This window comes from Pseudoduganella sp. OTU4001 (assembly GCF_038440195.1).
In the GTDB taxonomy this organism is placed as follows: domain Bacteria; phylum Pseudomonadota; class Gammaproteobacteria; order Burkholderiales; family Burkholderiaceae_D; genus Rugamonas.
On the sequence record NZ_JASATG010000057.1, the window covers coordinates 1 to 13,766 of the forward strand.

Below are 13,766 nucleotides of genomic sequence, written 5' to 3' on the forward strand. Positions count from 1 at the left end.
GCTGGTGCGGTGGCGGCAGGCGCCTCGGCCGGCTTGGCATCCTGCGCCAGCGCTGGCAGGGCAGCGCTGAAGGCCAGCAGGACAGTCATCCCCGCCAGGAGGTTTTTAATTTTAAGCATCACGGTTCCCCTTACAGTGCTTCGTTGCCGGTTTCGCCGGTACGGATACGGATAACTTGTTCCAGCGACGAGACGAAGATCTTGCCGTCGCCAATTTTGCCGGTGCGGGCGGCATTCTCGATCGCCTCGATCGCCTGCTCGACGATGGCGTCATCGACAGCGGCCTCGATCTTGGTCTTCGGCAGGAAGTCCACCACATACTCGGCGCCGCGGTACAGCTCGGTATGGCCTTTCTGGCGCCCGAAGCCTTTGACTTCGGTCACCGTAATACCCTGCACGTTGATCGCCGACAGGGCCTCACGCACCTCGTCCAGCTTGAACGGCTTGATAATGGCGGTAATCATTTTCATACGGATGCCTCTTCAGAAAGTTTTTGACACGGTCAGCACCAGGCCGGCCTTGCCCAGGTTCTTGCCATTCACCGGCGAGAGATAGTTGTCGTTGTTGGTATCGATATAGGCCAGCGACACGCTCGCCACACCCAGATCCTTGGTCACGCCGACTTTCCAGTCGGTGTAGCTGAAAGCGCCACTGTTTTTCACTTTCTGGTGGCCCACATGCAGGTTCAGCACGAAGCCCTCACCCAGGTCCTGGTTGACGGAAGCATCCAGGTAAGTGCTGTGCTTGCTGTCGGCAAAGCCGAACAGGTTGCTCAGCGAGTGCGAGTACTTCAGGGTAGCCGAACCGTAGCCGAGCTGGCCGTACACTTCGCGGGTATTGGCGCTCGGGTTGAGATCGTTGGACGGGTAGACATAGGCCAGGAAACCCACGTCATAGCTGACGCCCGGCGCGATTTCGCCGCGCTTGCCGCCATACACATCAATTTCAACGGAAGCGTCGCCGCCGCCGTCCTTGATCCACTTGATGGTGGAGCCCCAGACGCCTGCATAGAAACCGGTCGGATTGTTGACCCAGTCGGCGCCGCCTTGCAGCGCAGGTTTCAGGCGGGTTTGCGAGATAGCGCGGTAACGGTAGTCGCTGGTCAGGGCTGCATTAAAACTGATCTCATTATCAGGCTTCGCCTCCGGTGCGGCATCCGCCGCGTGGGCCAGGCCGGTTCCCATCGTCGCCATTGCCACTGCGACTGCTGCGGTGAGGACCAGGTTCTTGCTCTTTTGATTCATGGCGATTTCCTTTTGAGTGAACTTTTATTGCGGTTTAAAATTCAGGCTTAAATCGGCAAGCTTTCCACCTTATTAGCAGATTGCGTGCCAGCTTTAACCGGCCCCCTAACCGTGCCTCAGTCGATGTTATGCCGCCATGGCGCACCAATTGAAGCCAAAGTCGCACCGTTGTGGTGCAAGAACCTCACACCTCAGGAATGAAGCAAATGGACATGAACGCTTTCTTTAACGACCTGCAACAAAAAGTTAGCCAGGTTATCGAAAACTCGCCGGCCAAGGACATTGAAAAGAACGTCAAGGCCATGATGACCCAGGGCTTCGCCAAGCTTGATCTGGTGACCCGCGAGGAATTCGATATCCAGGCACAGATGCTGGCCAAAGCCCGCGCCAAGCTGGAATTGCTGGAATCGCGTCTGGCCGAGCTGGAAGCCAAGCTGGCCGACAAATAATCAGATAGTGGGACGCCAGCCGTAATTGGCGTCCGGCAACTCCTCCAGCACGGCTGGATAGCCGAGCCGCTCGGCGACCTGGCGCGAGCAGGTGATTGGGCAGTCTGCCCGCACGCCTTGCGCCAGTACTTGTTCCGCCACCTCCACCACCGCCCCGACCGCGCTGTAATACGCCAGCCCCGGCGGCCCCAGCTTGCCCACCGTGGCCGGCCCACTATGCACCCCGGTGTGCAGCGCCAGCGGCGACACGCCCAGCACTTGCGCTTCCCGCTGCAGGGCAGCCGCCAGGTCCAGCATATCGCGCGCCGCCTCCAGGGCGGCCTTCTCCGCACTGGGCAGACGGTTGGGCGCGCCGAAAAAGGCGCCCAGGCGGGTGCCCTGCAGCTTCAGCATGGTGCCGCCGTGGCGGTGCACCAGCGCCGCCATGCGCTCGGCATAACTGGCCAGCAGGCGCGCCACCACCTTGGCCGGCAGGTGCTCGCTGCCGGCCGTGAAACCGAGCAATTCCGCCTGCAGCACGCAGATTTGCTGCCGCTGCGCCTCGCCGACGGCAGGCAAGCGGCCGTCGAGGATTTGCTGCAGCACCTCCGGCGCCACCCGCGCGCCAAAACCCAGGGCCAGCTGCTGGCCCTGGCGCTGGTTATGCCAGGCCTGCAGCACCGCGCGCAGGGCCAACGCCAGCCCAGCCAGCAGCAAGGGCGTGCCGGGCTCGAGCCAGGTTTCGCGCTGCAAGTAGAACAGGCTGGCCGCCAGCACGGCTACGCTCAGCAGGACAAACAGGGACAGCTTGCGCACCAGCGCAGCGCCGAACCAGAACAGGCTGGCCAGCCAGCAGGCCAGTATCAGCAGCGCCGGGGCAATCGGCTGCACCAGGCCGCCATTCAGCATATTGCGCACCACCTGGGCATGCAGCACCACGCCCGGCACGCGCGTATTGCCCGGCCGCCACTCGGCCAGCGGCACCGGCACTGTCAGCAAATCGGTATCCTCTTCGACCGTGCCCAGCAGCACGGCCCTGCCGCGCACCAGCCGGTCCAGCGGCGCGGAATTGCCGCTGCGTATCCAGTCGAGTACCTGCTGCAAGGGGATGTAGCGCAGCTCGCCGCCCAGCTGGTAATTGATCAAACCGCGCCATGGCTGGCGCACGCCGAGTGCGCTGCTGATCTCGCTGGCAAAGGTAGCCGCGCTGCGGTCCGGCAAGCAATCGGTATCGGGGCCGGGGTAGCGCCGCACCCGGCCATCCGGATCGGCGCAGAACAGGGCCGCCGCCAGCGCCTGCGGCGGCGCGCGCTGGCGCGACAGCACGGCGGCATAGTCGAGGTGGATGTCGCGGTAGTGGCCGCGCCCGCCATCCCAGACCTTGGCCAGCACCAGCGGGCTGCGCGGCATGGCTTCCAGCAGGCCGGCCAGCAAGCTGCGGTGGTAATCCTGGTCCGGCTTGTCGAGCGCTACGATGCGGTCAAAGCGTTTATCCGGCAGCACCATGTCGAGGCCGATCACGGCCGCACCCGCGCGGCTGACACCGCCCAGGAATTCGGCCAGGTAGCGGTGGCTCAGGGTGCGCGGCTCCGCGACCTGGTCGAGGAAGGCGTCGTCCAGGCCCACCAGCACCACATCGTTGCGCAAGGGCTGCGGGAAATGCTGCCGGTTGAAACGCTGCAAGGCGTCGTACAGCTGGCGGTCCAGCGCGTTGCCCAGCCCTTGCAGCAAGACGACCAGCCCCAGCAGCGCGCCATAGCCCGCCGCCAGCCAGCGCCGCGGGATTCTTGTCCGCATTTAACGCGCCAGGCTGTGGGCGTCCGCCAGGTCGGGCCGGCGCGCGGCGATGGCTTGCCAGGCACGCCGCGCTTCGTCATACATCTGGTGTTCGCGCAGGATGGTGGCGTACCAGACCCACTCGTCTACCGCCGCTCCGGGTGCCGGGCGCAAGCGCTGCATGCTGCCGCTTTCATCGGCGCTGGCGACACGGAACTCGGCGCTCGCCGTGCGCAGCATGCCGTCCGCCGCCGAGCGGTAGCTGACGATCCAGCGGTAATCCTTGCCGGGCTCGAGCGCCACGCCGGCCGGCAATTGCCAGCCGCGCCGTTCGCTGCTGCCGCTGGCAACCACGCGCTGCGGCAGCTCCACCACGCTGACCTGGTAGCTGGACGGCTCCACCGCCTCCCACTGGAACTCCGGCCGCAGGTCCAGCACCACGCCGTTGGCGGCCGGGCTGCCCAGCCTGACCTCAGGCCCCAGCCCGCGCATTTTCACCGCAGCCGGCGTAGCGCCGCTGCCCGGCGTTCCCTGCCGCGCAGGTTCCGCCAGCGCCTGGCTGCTGGCGGGCGGACCTTGCAGCACCTGCACCTGGTCCGCGCCGACCAGCACCTGCGCCGGGCCTGTCAGGCGATACAAGCGGCGCGCCTTGTAATGCGACAGCGAGACGCGGGCGTCCGCCTCCAGCACCAGGCGGGTCGGCGCCGTCAGGTAGTCCAGCAGCTGGACTTTGCTGCGCGCGCCCTCGCGCTGCACATTGCTATTGCCCTGCACGTCCAGCACCATGCCGGCCACTTCATCGACTGCTGCCGCCGGCCCCGCCAGTGCGCCGGCCAGCAGCGCCAAACCCATCAAAAACGATTTCATTTCCCGCCTCCCTGAACTGGTTCGCCGGCCGCAAGCTCGGCCAGCAATGCATCGACTTCCGCCACGGCAGCCGCCATGCCTGCCGCGTGCGCCACCCGGCGCGCCCTGTGCCAATACTGCTGCGCTGCGTCTGCCTGATGCGCATGACCCAGCAACACCAAATCCTGGAAAATCTTCGGCGGCAGCGCGGCCGCCTTGTCCAGCGCCAGCGCCCGCTGCAGCACGGCCTGCGCCGCCGCCCGCTGCCCCAGCTGCAATTGCGCGCTGCCCTGCAGGCGCAGGGCATTGGCCTGCTCGACCACGTCGCTGCCCACGCTCTGCTGCGCCTGGCGCGCCAGTACCAGCGCCTCCGCCGCCAGCCCGTTTTGCAGCGCCAGGCGTGCTTCGAACACGGCCAGCTTGCCCGCCACGCTGCAACTGCCGCACGCATCGCGCGCCGCCCGGTGCCATTGCGCCGCCGTCGCCGCATCGCCGCGCTGCAAGGCCAGCAGCGCCAGCAACAGTTGCGCTTCTGCGCGGTGCGCCGCACTGGGCTGCCAGCCGCTGTCAGCAGCCAGCTCCTGCAGCCAGGGGATGGCTGCGGCGGGCTGGCCCTGGCGCAGTGCGCAGTGGGCCAGGTTCAGCAGGTTCTGCGCGATACCCTCCTCGTGTTCGGCCGCGCGCTCCAGCTGCAGAGCCGCCGCGAACTGGCGCTCCGCCTGGGCATAGCGCCCGGCGCCAAAATGCTGCAAGCCGAGCTGGTTGAGCGCGACCGCCTGCTGGCGCAAGGCCGGCAGCGGTGCCGGCGCCGCGCAGCCTGCCAGCACCACCAGCAGAAGCAGCCCGGCCACGCTGACGGCCACGTTCACGGCTGCCTCACTGGTGCGGCGGGCGGCGGCAGCGGCAGGTCCAGCAAGCTGTCGCCCGGTACGGCGGCAGGCTGCGGCGTTGGCATCAGCAGGCGCGCCGGCCAGCTTTGGCGCGCGTCATGCAGCAGCTGGCGGCTGTCCTGGCCCAGTTCGCGCGTGTCCTCCAGCAGGCCCGGCACCGAAGGCGCAGTCGCGGCGCTCATTTGCCGCAGATCGGCAGCCACATGCTGCAAGTCGCCCGCGCCCTGCCGCACCGGCTCCAGGATGGCCGGCAAGCGCGCCTGGGTATCGGCCAGCAGCGCCTCGGCCCGCAACAGCACCGCATCGGCCTGGCGGCTGCTGCGCGCCACGCCGGCAGCCGCCAGCGACGCATCCTGCTGCAAGCGCTGCACCGCCGGCGGCAAGGAGCGCAGCAAATCGCGGCTGGCCGCCAGCGATTGCCGCCAGCCGCCTTCCGGCGCAGCCAGGTCTTGCGCCACCACCTGCACTTCGTCGATCACCGGCAGCAGGCGGTTGGCCACGAGTTCGGCCACTTCTCCCATCCCCTTGCTGCGCTCGAACGGCAGCACTTCGCCGTTGACCACCGGCCGCGCATCGTAGCGGCTTGGCTGCAATTCGATTACGGTGGCGCCGATCATGCCCTCCTGCTGCAGGCGGGCCACGGTAGTACGGGGGATGTAGGAAGTGAAGCGGCGCTGGATCTGCAGCTCGATGCGCACGCGCAGCGGCGATTGCTCGCCCGGCGGCAGCAATTCGACCTTGTCGACCGTGCCCACCATAAAGCCATTCAGCTTGACCGGCATGCCGTGCGTAATGCCGCTGGCGCTCGGCACCAGCAAATACAGCTTGTCGTGGCTGCTGAAGACATTCTGCCGCGCCAGTACCAGCAGGCAGGCCAGCAGCACCAGCAGCACGCCCGGACCGGCGATCCACAACAGCTGCCAGGCCGGCTGCGACAGGCGCTTCATAACTCGATCACGGTTGCGAGGCCGGGCGGCAGCCGCGCCGGCCCATGCTGCACGTAGCACACGGCGCGCAGCGGATAGCGCTGGCGGAACAAGGCTGGCAAGCCCTCCAGCGCGCTACCGCGTCCGCCATCCAGCAAGCGCTCGCAGAGCAGGCAATCAGGCGCGCGCAGCCACACTTGTAGCAGGTTCAGTTCCAGCCGCTGGCGCCAGTCCAGGCTGTCAGTCCGGCGCGCCAGCTCAATTCCGGCCAGCAGGCCCGTCACGGTACGCGCGTGCGCAATGCGTGCATCGAGCAAGTCCGCCGGTTCCTGCGGTACAGCCAGGCCCAGATTGTCGCGCAGCGACAACCCGCCCAGCACGGTAGGCGTGGCAGATAACAAGCCAAACAGGCCCGGCGCCACTTTCAAGCGGCAATCAATACCATCCACATGGAAGCTGGTGCGGCGCGCCGCCAGCAACTGCTCGAGGAAATCGCGGCAATGCGCGGCATGGCGGAAGCGCAGCAGGCTCTGGCTGCCCTGCCGCACCGTGCCCAGGTGCTGGCCATCGCGATAAAACTCCAGCAGGGGATACATGGATCAGCCCTCCACATTCCGATACGCCAGCCAGGCCAGCAAGCCGTGCAGCGCCACCAGCGCAAACAAGCCTTGCAGCGCAGCTTGCGCCGCCGCCTGCGCCGGCTCGCGCTGCGCCAGGCCCTGGTAAGCCGCCACCGTCCCGACCACCAGGCCGGACAGGGCACTCTTGGCGCCCAGGTACACCAGGTCAGCCAGCGTGAGCTGGCCTGCAAAGTGGTGGAACATTTCGCGCAGGGGCAGGTCAAACAGCCAGCCACTGAGTAGCAAGCCGCCACTCACTGCCATCACTTCAAAGTAGGCAGTCAACAGCATGGCCATCAACACACATGCTACCAGTACCGGCAGCGCAAGGTAACTGCGCAAACCCAGGCCCAGCAAGCGCAGGCTGCGCGCTTCGTTACCGCCCGCTATGCCAGCCAGCGTGGCGGCTTGCGAAGTGCCGGTGCGCAGCAACAACAGCAGCGCGGCCAGGAACGGACCCAGTTCGCGCAGCAGCGATACCGCCAGCACCCGCACCGCTGCCTCGGTATTTGAAGCCAGCATCTGGAACAGGGCTGCGCTGGCCAGCGTGCCAAGCGCCAGCGCGCGCAGGCTGGCGTCAACACCGCCGGCGCGCCAGATTTCCAGCATCAGTTGCAGCAAGCGCTCACGGTGGGCGCGCTGGCGCAGGCGCGGCAAGCGCAGCGCACACTGCCAGGCCAGCACGCAGCTGCCCCCGAAGTCTCCGAACCAGGCGTTCCGGACCTCTGGAAGCTGCGTGTCCATATCAGAACCAATAACCGAGATTCACCGTAAAACCCTTGGAGTCCTTGCCGTGCACATAGCTTACGCCGCCGCGCACGAAACTGCGCGCACTCCGTGCACTGCGGTTGGTGCCAAGCGTGAAGCCAAGTTCCTGCGTGTCGCGCACATAAGGTTTGTCGCCGCCGGCGTAGCGCGTGTCGATCAGCGACACTTCGGCTGCCATGCCGGCGCCGGCGGGCATCGACAGCATCAGGCCATTGCGCAGCAGCGTCGCGCTGATATCGGGATCGAAAGAATAGTCGCCCGATGAAATTTTTCCGCTGCGGTAAAGGCCGACCATATTGCCAATGGCGACGGTATAGCTGCCAGCCGGGATTACATAGGTGCTCATCAAATTGGCTGACATGATGGTCGATACGGTGGCGCGGTCCTTGGAACCAACCACGGTGTAGCGCACGCCCGGCCCGAGGGTCCAGCGGTCGCTGACCGGGAATCGGTAGCTGAGACCCATGCCTACCTGGTACACGTCGCCATCGCCAATCTTCACCACTGACAGCGGCATGCTGAACACCAGTTGCCGGCGTGGATCAATATCGTTGCGGATGGTGTAGGACAGCGGCAGGCTGATCGGCTTGATGCGGTCACCACTGCCGTTGATGTTGTAGGAACCGTAGCTCAAGCCGGCGCCGATCAGGTTGTTGTTGCCGGTGCGGTCTTCCGCCGTGCTGCCCGGCGTGGCGATCTGGCTGGCCGGTTCAAAGCTCTGCGAGAAATCCGTACCCGCCATGGTCAGGATGGCGCCGCCCTGCCCGGTTAGAGGGCTGGTGGGGGAATGCTTGGCCTGGTAGTTCATGATGCGGCCGATGATGTCGGTCTTTTTCAGGTAATCGACCAGCATCTCCTCCGACTGGTCGCGGTTGCTGCCAGTGAAGCTGCCGCTCATGCCCAGCTCGGGGAAGCTGTAGAACAAGGTGGTGGTGTTGGCGTTGTAGCGCAGGTTGATGGAAACATCGCTGATGCGGGCGGCGACCACGGCGGCAGAGTTGTCCGTATATCCCGGGTTACTCAGGCTCATATTTTGGGCCGCGTCGATGAATCCCATCACCGTGGAACTGCACAAAGTCTGGCCCACTGTGCTTCCCACATCGGCGCGGAAGCCATACGATTTGTTGCAATTGAGCTGGGCATGCGCAGGCGCCAGCCAGGCGCTTCCCACTAAAGCAGTCACCACGAGACGTTGTTTCATCATTGCTCCTTGAAAGTAACTTATTAAAGTTGTTTATTTGGTAGCAAACGACAGAGAGGGCCGATCTTATGCGCGCTGCAGAAGCTCGGCATCATCCAAAGAGATGATGTCTGCGCCGCGCAACACCGAGCAAGCGCTGATCTAGCTCAAAGCCCGCCGCAGTGCGCCCTCTACGATGGCAGGACACCCTGGGAGGCCACCATGTCCATTGCCGTCATCAAGAGCCGCGCACTGGCCGGCATGCAGGCGCCGGAAGTCAGCGTCGAAGTCCACCTGGCCAACGGCCTGCCCGCTTTCGCCATAGTCGGCCTGGCCGATACCGAAGTGAAGGAAGCGCGCGACCGGGTACGCGCCGCCATCACCAATGCCGGTTTCGAGCTGCCTGCCCGCCGCATCACCGTCAACCTGGCACCGGCAGATTTGCCCAAGGAGTCGGGGCGCTTTGACCTGCCGATCGCCATCGGCATCCTGGCCGCCTCCAGCCAAATTCCCTCCATGGACCTGGACCGCTTCGAATTTGCCGGAGAGCTGTCGCTGACCGGAGAGCTGCGGCCAATCCGCGGCGCGCTGGCCATGACCTACGCCATGCAGCGTTCGGCCGGCGGCCACGGGCGCGGTTTCATCCTGCCGATGGCCAATGCCGATGAAGCGGCCCTGGTGGCCGGCGCCGCCATCTACCCCGCCGCCACGCTGCTGCAGGTATGTGCCCATTTCGGTCCCGACTGCGATGGCAGCTTCGCGCTACCGCGCCACCTGGCCCGGCCCCTGTCGCTGCCGTCCGTCATCCCCGATTTCGCCGACGTCAAAGGCCAATTGCATGCCAAGCGCGCGATGGAAGTCGCCGCCGCCGGCCGCCATTCGGTGCTGCTGGTCGGCCCGCCCGGCGCAGGCAAGACCATGCTGGCCACACGCTTCGCCGGCCTGCTGCCCATGATGACCGACGATGAAGCGCTGGAAGCGGCTGCCGTGCAATCGCTGATCAGCGGCTTCTCAGTCGATGGCTGGAAGGTACGGCCGTTCCGCGCGCCGCACCATACCTCCTCCGGCGCGGCACTGGTGGGCGGCGGCAGCGTGCCGCGTCCCGGCGAGATCTCACTGGCCCACTGCGGCGTGCTGTTTCTCGATGAACTGCCCGAGTTCGACCGGCGCGTGCTGGAGGTGCTGCGCGAACCGCTGGAGTCGGGCCGCGTCACCATCGCACGCGCCGCGCGGCACGCCGACTTCCCCGCCAGCTTTCAGCTGATCGCAGCGATGAACCCCTGCCCTTGCGGCTACCTTGGCCATCCCGCCAATTGCTGCCAATGCACGCCCGACCAGGTGCTGCGCTATCAAAGCCGCGTCTCCGGCCCGCTGCTGGACCGCATCGACATGCATATCGAAGTGGGCCCGGTGCCGCCCGACATCTTGCAGGCCGATGCCAGCGGCGAACTGTCGCACGCCATCGCTGCGCGCGTGGCGGCAGCCTTTGAGCGCCAACTGGAGCGCCAGGGCAAATCCAACCAGGCGCTGACGCCGCGCGAAATCGACCGCTACTGCCGCCCCGACGCTGCGGGCCAGGCCGTGCTGCGCAAATCCATGAGCCAGATGCTCTGGTCTGCACGCGCCTACCACCGCATACTGCGCGTCGCGCGCACCATCGCCGACCTGACCGGAGAAAAGCAGATCGGCTTCAAGCATGTATCGGAGGCCGTCCAGCTACGCCGCGCCCTGCGCGAGCAGTGAATGCAGCGCCAAGTTTCAAATGTAATTTCAAGTAAATCAGCGGTTTTTCGGCCAATTATCTGGCTAGAATGGCCGCCATCATGACTACCTTATACCGTTACTCGCGCTACAGCGCCGGCCCTCTCCTGTTCCTTCTGTGCTGCGGCAGTGCCGCTGCCCAGACCCAGACTAACCAGCCAGCCAAGGCCGACGCCAAGCCAGCAACCGTAAAGAAGGATGTCCCTCCAGAACCCGCCACCGTGCCCAGTGTGACGGTGGCGGCAGAGCGCCCCACCAACCGCATCGACCGCCAGGTCTACGATGTGAAATCCGACGCGTCCAGCAGCAATGGCTCCGCAGCCGATGCGCTGAACAACGTCCCTTCCGTCAACGTCGATCCGGACGGTGCGCTGACCCTGCGCGGCAGCAGCAATGTGCAGGTGTACGTCGACGGCAAGCCGTCCGCCATGCTGCAGGGTGATAACCGCGGCCCGGCGCTGCAATCGATTCCTGCCGAAGACCTGGAATCGGTGGAGGTGATCAACAATCCAGGTTCGCAGTTCGGCAACGAAGGCGGCGGCGGTCCGATCATCAACTTGGTGATGAAGCGCTCGCGCCGCCCCGGCGGTTTCGGCGTGGCCAATGCCAACTACGGCACGGCGGGCCGCTACAACGGCGCGCTGTCCGGCACATACAACGAAGGCCTGTGGGGCTTCCAGGGCGGCGTCAACGTACGCCATGACGGCCGCAACTCCACCGGCGAATCGGTGCGCGACCGCATCGATCCGCGCACCAACGCTGTCTCGCACAGCATTCAGAAGTCGCGCTCGAACGGCTTGAACGACAACGCTGCGCTGAACGGCGGCGTCACCTACAACCTGGGCGCCAACGACACGCTGGGCGCCCAGCTGGCCTACTCAAAGCGCAGCAACGATGCGCGCTCAAACGACGCGTACCTGTCGACCGATGCCGCCGGCACCGTCACCGACAACTACCAGCGCAGTACCGTGCGCGAAGGCGAGAGCGAGAACTACTCCTGGGGGGCGCGTTGGGACCACAAGGGCGACATCCCTGGCGAGACCTTCAAGGCCGATTTGCGCGTTTCGTCTGCCACCAACGATTCGGACAGCGCCTACCGCAACACCTATGTGGTGCGCCCGCCAGCGGGCGGCCAGATGGACAGCGCCCAGCAGAACCGCAACAAGACCGGCATCATCGACCTGACCGGCGATTACGAAGCCCCGCTGTTCGGCGGCATCACCAAGCTTGGCTACAAAGTGGTCCAGAACCACAACGAATCGTCGGTCGACTACACCAATATCGATCCGATCACCCAGGCCGGTTCGCCTAACGCCCTGCGCAGCAATGCCTTCGACATGAAGGAAACCATCTACGCTGTCTACGGCTCGTACCAGATGCGCTTCAATGAGCAATGGGGCATGCAGGCCGGCCTGCGCGCCGAGCATACCGAGATGGAGATCGACCAGCTGACCAGCCAGATCGCGGCCGGCAACAGCTACGCCAACCTGATCCCGAGCCTGTTCGCGACCTATAAAGTCAGCGACAACGCGCAGATGCGCTTCGCCTACGCGCAGCGCCTGCGCCGCCCCATGGCGCAAGACCTGAATCCTTTCGTGATCTATCGCGATGAACTGAATGTCTCGTCCGGCAATCCGAAACTGAAGCCGGCCAAGACCGATTCGCTGGAAGTGGGCTACGAGAGCCGCCTGTTCGGGCTGGAAGCCAACCTGCGCGGCTACCTGCGAGACGAATCGGATTCCATCCTGGAGCGCAAATACTTCATCAGCCCGACCGTGCTGCTGACCACGCGCGAGAATGCCGGCAGCACACGCTCCGGCGGCATGGAATTCACGCTGAGCGGCAAGCTGGTGCCGGGCCTGTCGCTGAACCTGAGCGGCAACTTGGGACGCAGCGAGCAGACCGTGCTGGAGATGAATGGCGAACAGACCAAGCGTACCGCTTCCTCATTGAGCGGCCGCTTCCGCCTGAACTGGCAAGCCACCAGTGCCGACATGCTGCAGGCAGCCGTGCAGGCGCAAGGCAAGATGCTGACCGGCCAGGGCTACCGCGAGCCGAACACCACGCTGAACCTGACCTGGCGCCACGCGATCACGCCGCAACTGGCACTGACCGTCAATGCGACCGATGTCTTCAACAGCAACAAGATGAGCACCGTCACCGACACCTACACCCTGCGCGAGCGCTCCGAACGCCAGTTCGATGGCCGCATCGTGTACGTCGGCCTGTCCTACCGCTTTGGCGGCGTCACTGGCATGCCGCGCGAAGGCGGTCCGGATGGCATGCGCGGGCCTGGCATGCGCGGCCCCGGCATGGGTCCGCCACCCGGTGGCGGCATGGGCCCCGGCCCAGGCGGCGACTGAGCGCAGCCGCGAAGTGCTACCATTCGGGTATGAAGAAACAGACCTTGAATACAGCCTTCGCGGCCCTGCTTGCTGCTGGCGCTCTCGCTGCCTGCAGCCCAAAATTCGACTGGCGCGACTTCCGCAGCACCGACGCACCTTATACGGTGATGCTGCCTGGCAAAGCCGCCACCCACACCCGTACCGTCAACCTCGACGGCCAGGAAGTGAAGATGACCATGTCTGCAGCCGAAGTGGACGGCACCATGTTTGCCGTGGGAACTGCTGAGCTACCCGATGCGGCCAAGGCCGCCCTGGCGGTACAGGCCATGCGCCTCGCCATGGTGCGCAATATCAACGGCACGATTACGAAAGAAAGCACTAAGAACGGTGCATTTGAAGTGGAGGCCCGCGGCACAGCTGCCAACGGCGCGCCTGTTGCCATGCATGGCCGCTTCCTGGCGAAAGATAAACGGGTGTATCAGGTGATCATTCTGGGCAACCAGAAACATTTTAGTGCGGATACGGTTGATACATTCTTGAGTTCGTTTAAATTGTATTAAGAGGCACGGTGTGCACGACTCCAGTCGTGCTATCGTGAGCACATCAACAAACTACGGGAAGCGCGCCATGTTGATCAAATTCAAATCCATTTCGTCGCCGGAAGTCATGATGGCTCACGAGCATGTCGAACGCATCATGGACCTGCTGCAGAAAAGCTCCACACGGGGCGTGATCACCGCAGCAGAGGCTCCCGGAGCCCTGCAACTGCTTGAGAAAGAAGTTGCACTAAGCAAACTACATCCAGAAGTTGATTCCGAGCATGCCTCGCATATGCCGAGCCATGCATTACCGGATGACGACGGTGACACTGAGTTCGCAGAAACGCAAAAGGTAGGCTTCGCCCAGCGCGCATTCCCGCTGCTGGAGATGCTGCGCGCCGCCAAGACCGGCGGACACGATATCGTGTGGGGCGTATAAAAGCG

Annotated in this window: 14 protein-coding genes; 5 read left to right on the forward strand and 9 right to left on the reverse strand. The window is 64.9% G+C overall.

What is annotated here, in order from left to right; genetic code table 11:
* Positions 1-130: 130 nt before the first annotated feature.
* The gene (locus tag AAHE99_RS25970) at positions 131-469 is read right to left on the reverse strand and encodes a P-II family nitrogen regulator (RefSeq protein WP_342120822.1); all 339 of its coding nucleotides are present in this window, start codon (positions 467-469) and stop codon (positions 131-133) included.
* Between the two features lie 12 nt (positions 470-481).
* On the reverse strand, positions 482-1,243 hold the full coding sequence (locus tag AAHE99_RS25975) for a TorF family putative porin (RefSeq protein WP_342120823.1): 762 nt from the start codon (positions 1,241-1,243) through the stop codon (positions 482-484).
* Positions 1,244-1,449: 206 nt separating this feature from the next.
* Here AAHE99_RS25975 and AAHE99_RS25980 point away from each other — a divergent pair, with 206 nt between their 5' ends.
* The gene (locus AAHE99_RS25980; protein WP_342120824.1) at positions 1,450-1,692 is read left to right on the forward strand and encodes an accessory factor UbiK family protein; all 243 of its coding nucleotides are present in this window, start codon (positions 1,450-1,452) and stop codon (positions 1,690-1,692) included.
* Here AAHE99_RS25980 and AAHE99_RS25985 read toward each other — a convergent pair whose 3' ends face one another.
* The 7 genes from AAHE99_RS25985 to AAHE99_RS26015 are packed head-to-tail and all read right to left on the reverse strand — an operon-like array spanning position 1,693 to position 8,527.
* Positions 1,693-3,468 carry an adenylate/guanylate cyclase domain-containing protein gene (locus AAHE99_RS25985; protein ID WP_342120825.1) on the reverse strand — a complete coding sequence of 592 codons (1,776 nt, stop codon included), beginning with the start codon at positions 3,466-3,468 and terminating at the stop codon, positions 1,693-1,695.
* Positions 3,469-4,314 (reverse strand): hypothetical protein, encoded by an 846-nt coding sequence (locus tag AAHE99_RS25990; RefSeq protein ID WP_342120827.1) that lies wholly within the window; start codon positions 4,312-4,314, stop codon positions 3,469-3,471.
* Positions 4,311-5,162 carry a tetratricopeptide repeat protein gene (locus AAHE99_RS25995; protein WP_342120828.1) on the reverse strand — a complete coding sequence of 284 codons (852 nt, stop codon included), beginning with the start codon at positions 5,160-5,162 and terminating at the stop codon, positions 4,311-4,313. The genes AAHE99_RS25990 and AAHE99_RS25995 overlap by 4 nt, the downstream gene beginning before the upstream one ends.
* Entirely contained in the window at positions 5,159-6,130 is a 972-nt protein-coding gene (locus AAHE99_RS26000; protein WP_342120829.1) for an MlaD family protein, read from the reverse strand. Before AAHE99_RS26000 ends, AAHE99_RS25995 begins: the two co-directional genes overlap by 4 nt.
* A complete protein-coding gene (locus AAHE99_RS26005) occupies positions 6,127-6,705 on the reverse strand; it encodes a hypothetical protein (protein ID WP_342120830.1) in 579 nt (192 codons plus the stop codon). The genes AAHE99_RS26000 and AAHE99_RS26005 overlap by 4 nt, the downstream gene beginning before the upstream one ends.
* A gap of 3 nt (positions 6,706-6,708) precedes the next feature.
* Positions 6,709-7,473 carry an ABC transporter permease gene (locus AAHE99_RS26010; RefSeq protein ID WP_342120832.1) on the reverse strand — a complete coding sequence of 255 codons (765 nt, stop codon included), beginning with the start codon at positions 7,471-7,473 and terminating at the stop codon, positions 6,709-6,711.
* 1 nt (position 7,474) lies between these two features.
* On the reverse strand, positions 7,475-8,527 hold the full coding sequence (locus tag AAHE99_RS26015) for a hypothetical protein (RefSeq protein ID WP_342120833.1): 1,053 nt from the start codon (positions 8,525-8,527) through the stop codon (positions 7,475-7,477).
* A 372-nt stretch (positions 8,528-8,899) separates the two neighbouring features.
* Here AAHE99_RS26015 and AAHE99_RS26020 point away from each other — a divergent pair, with 372 nt between their 5' ends.
* The 4 genes from AAHE99_RS26020 (at position 8,900) to AAHE99_RS26035 (ending at position 13,761) form a co-directional block, all read left to right on the forward strand.
* A complete protein-coding gene (locus AAHE99_RS26020) occupies positions 8,900-10,420 on the forward strand; it encodes a YifB family Mg chelatase-like AAA ATPase (RefSeq protein WP_342120835.1) in 1,521 nt (506 codons plus the stop codon).
* A gap of 80 nt (positions 10,421-10,500) precedes the next feature.
* A complete protein-coding gene (locus AAHE99_RS26025; protein WP_342120836.1) occupies positions 10,501-12,801 on the forward strand; it encodes an outer membrane beta-barrel family protein in 2,301 nt (766 codons plus the stop codon).
* 29 nt (positions 12,802-12,830) lie between these two features.
* Positions 12,831-13,343 carry a hypothetical protein gene (locus tag AAHE99_RS26030; protein WP_342120837.1) on the forward strand — a complete coding sequence of 171 codons (513 nt, stop codon included), beginning with the start codon at positions 12,831-12,833 and terminating at the stop codon, positions 13,341-13,343.
* Between the two features lie 67 nt (positions 13,344-13,410).
* A complete protein-coding gene (locus AAHE99_RS26035) occupies positions 13,411-13,761 on the forward strand; it encodes a DUF1840 domain-containing protein (RefSeq protein ID WP_342120838.1) in 351 nt (116 codons plus the stop codon).
* The last annotated feature ends 5 nt before the right edge of the window (positions 13,762-13,766 follow it).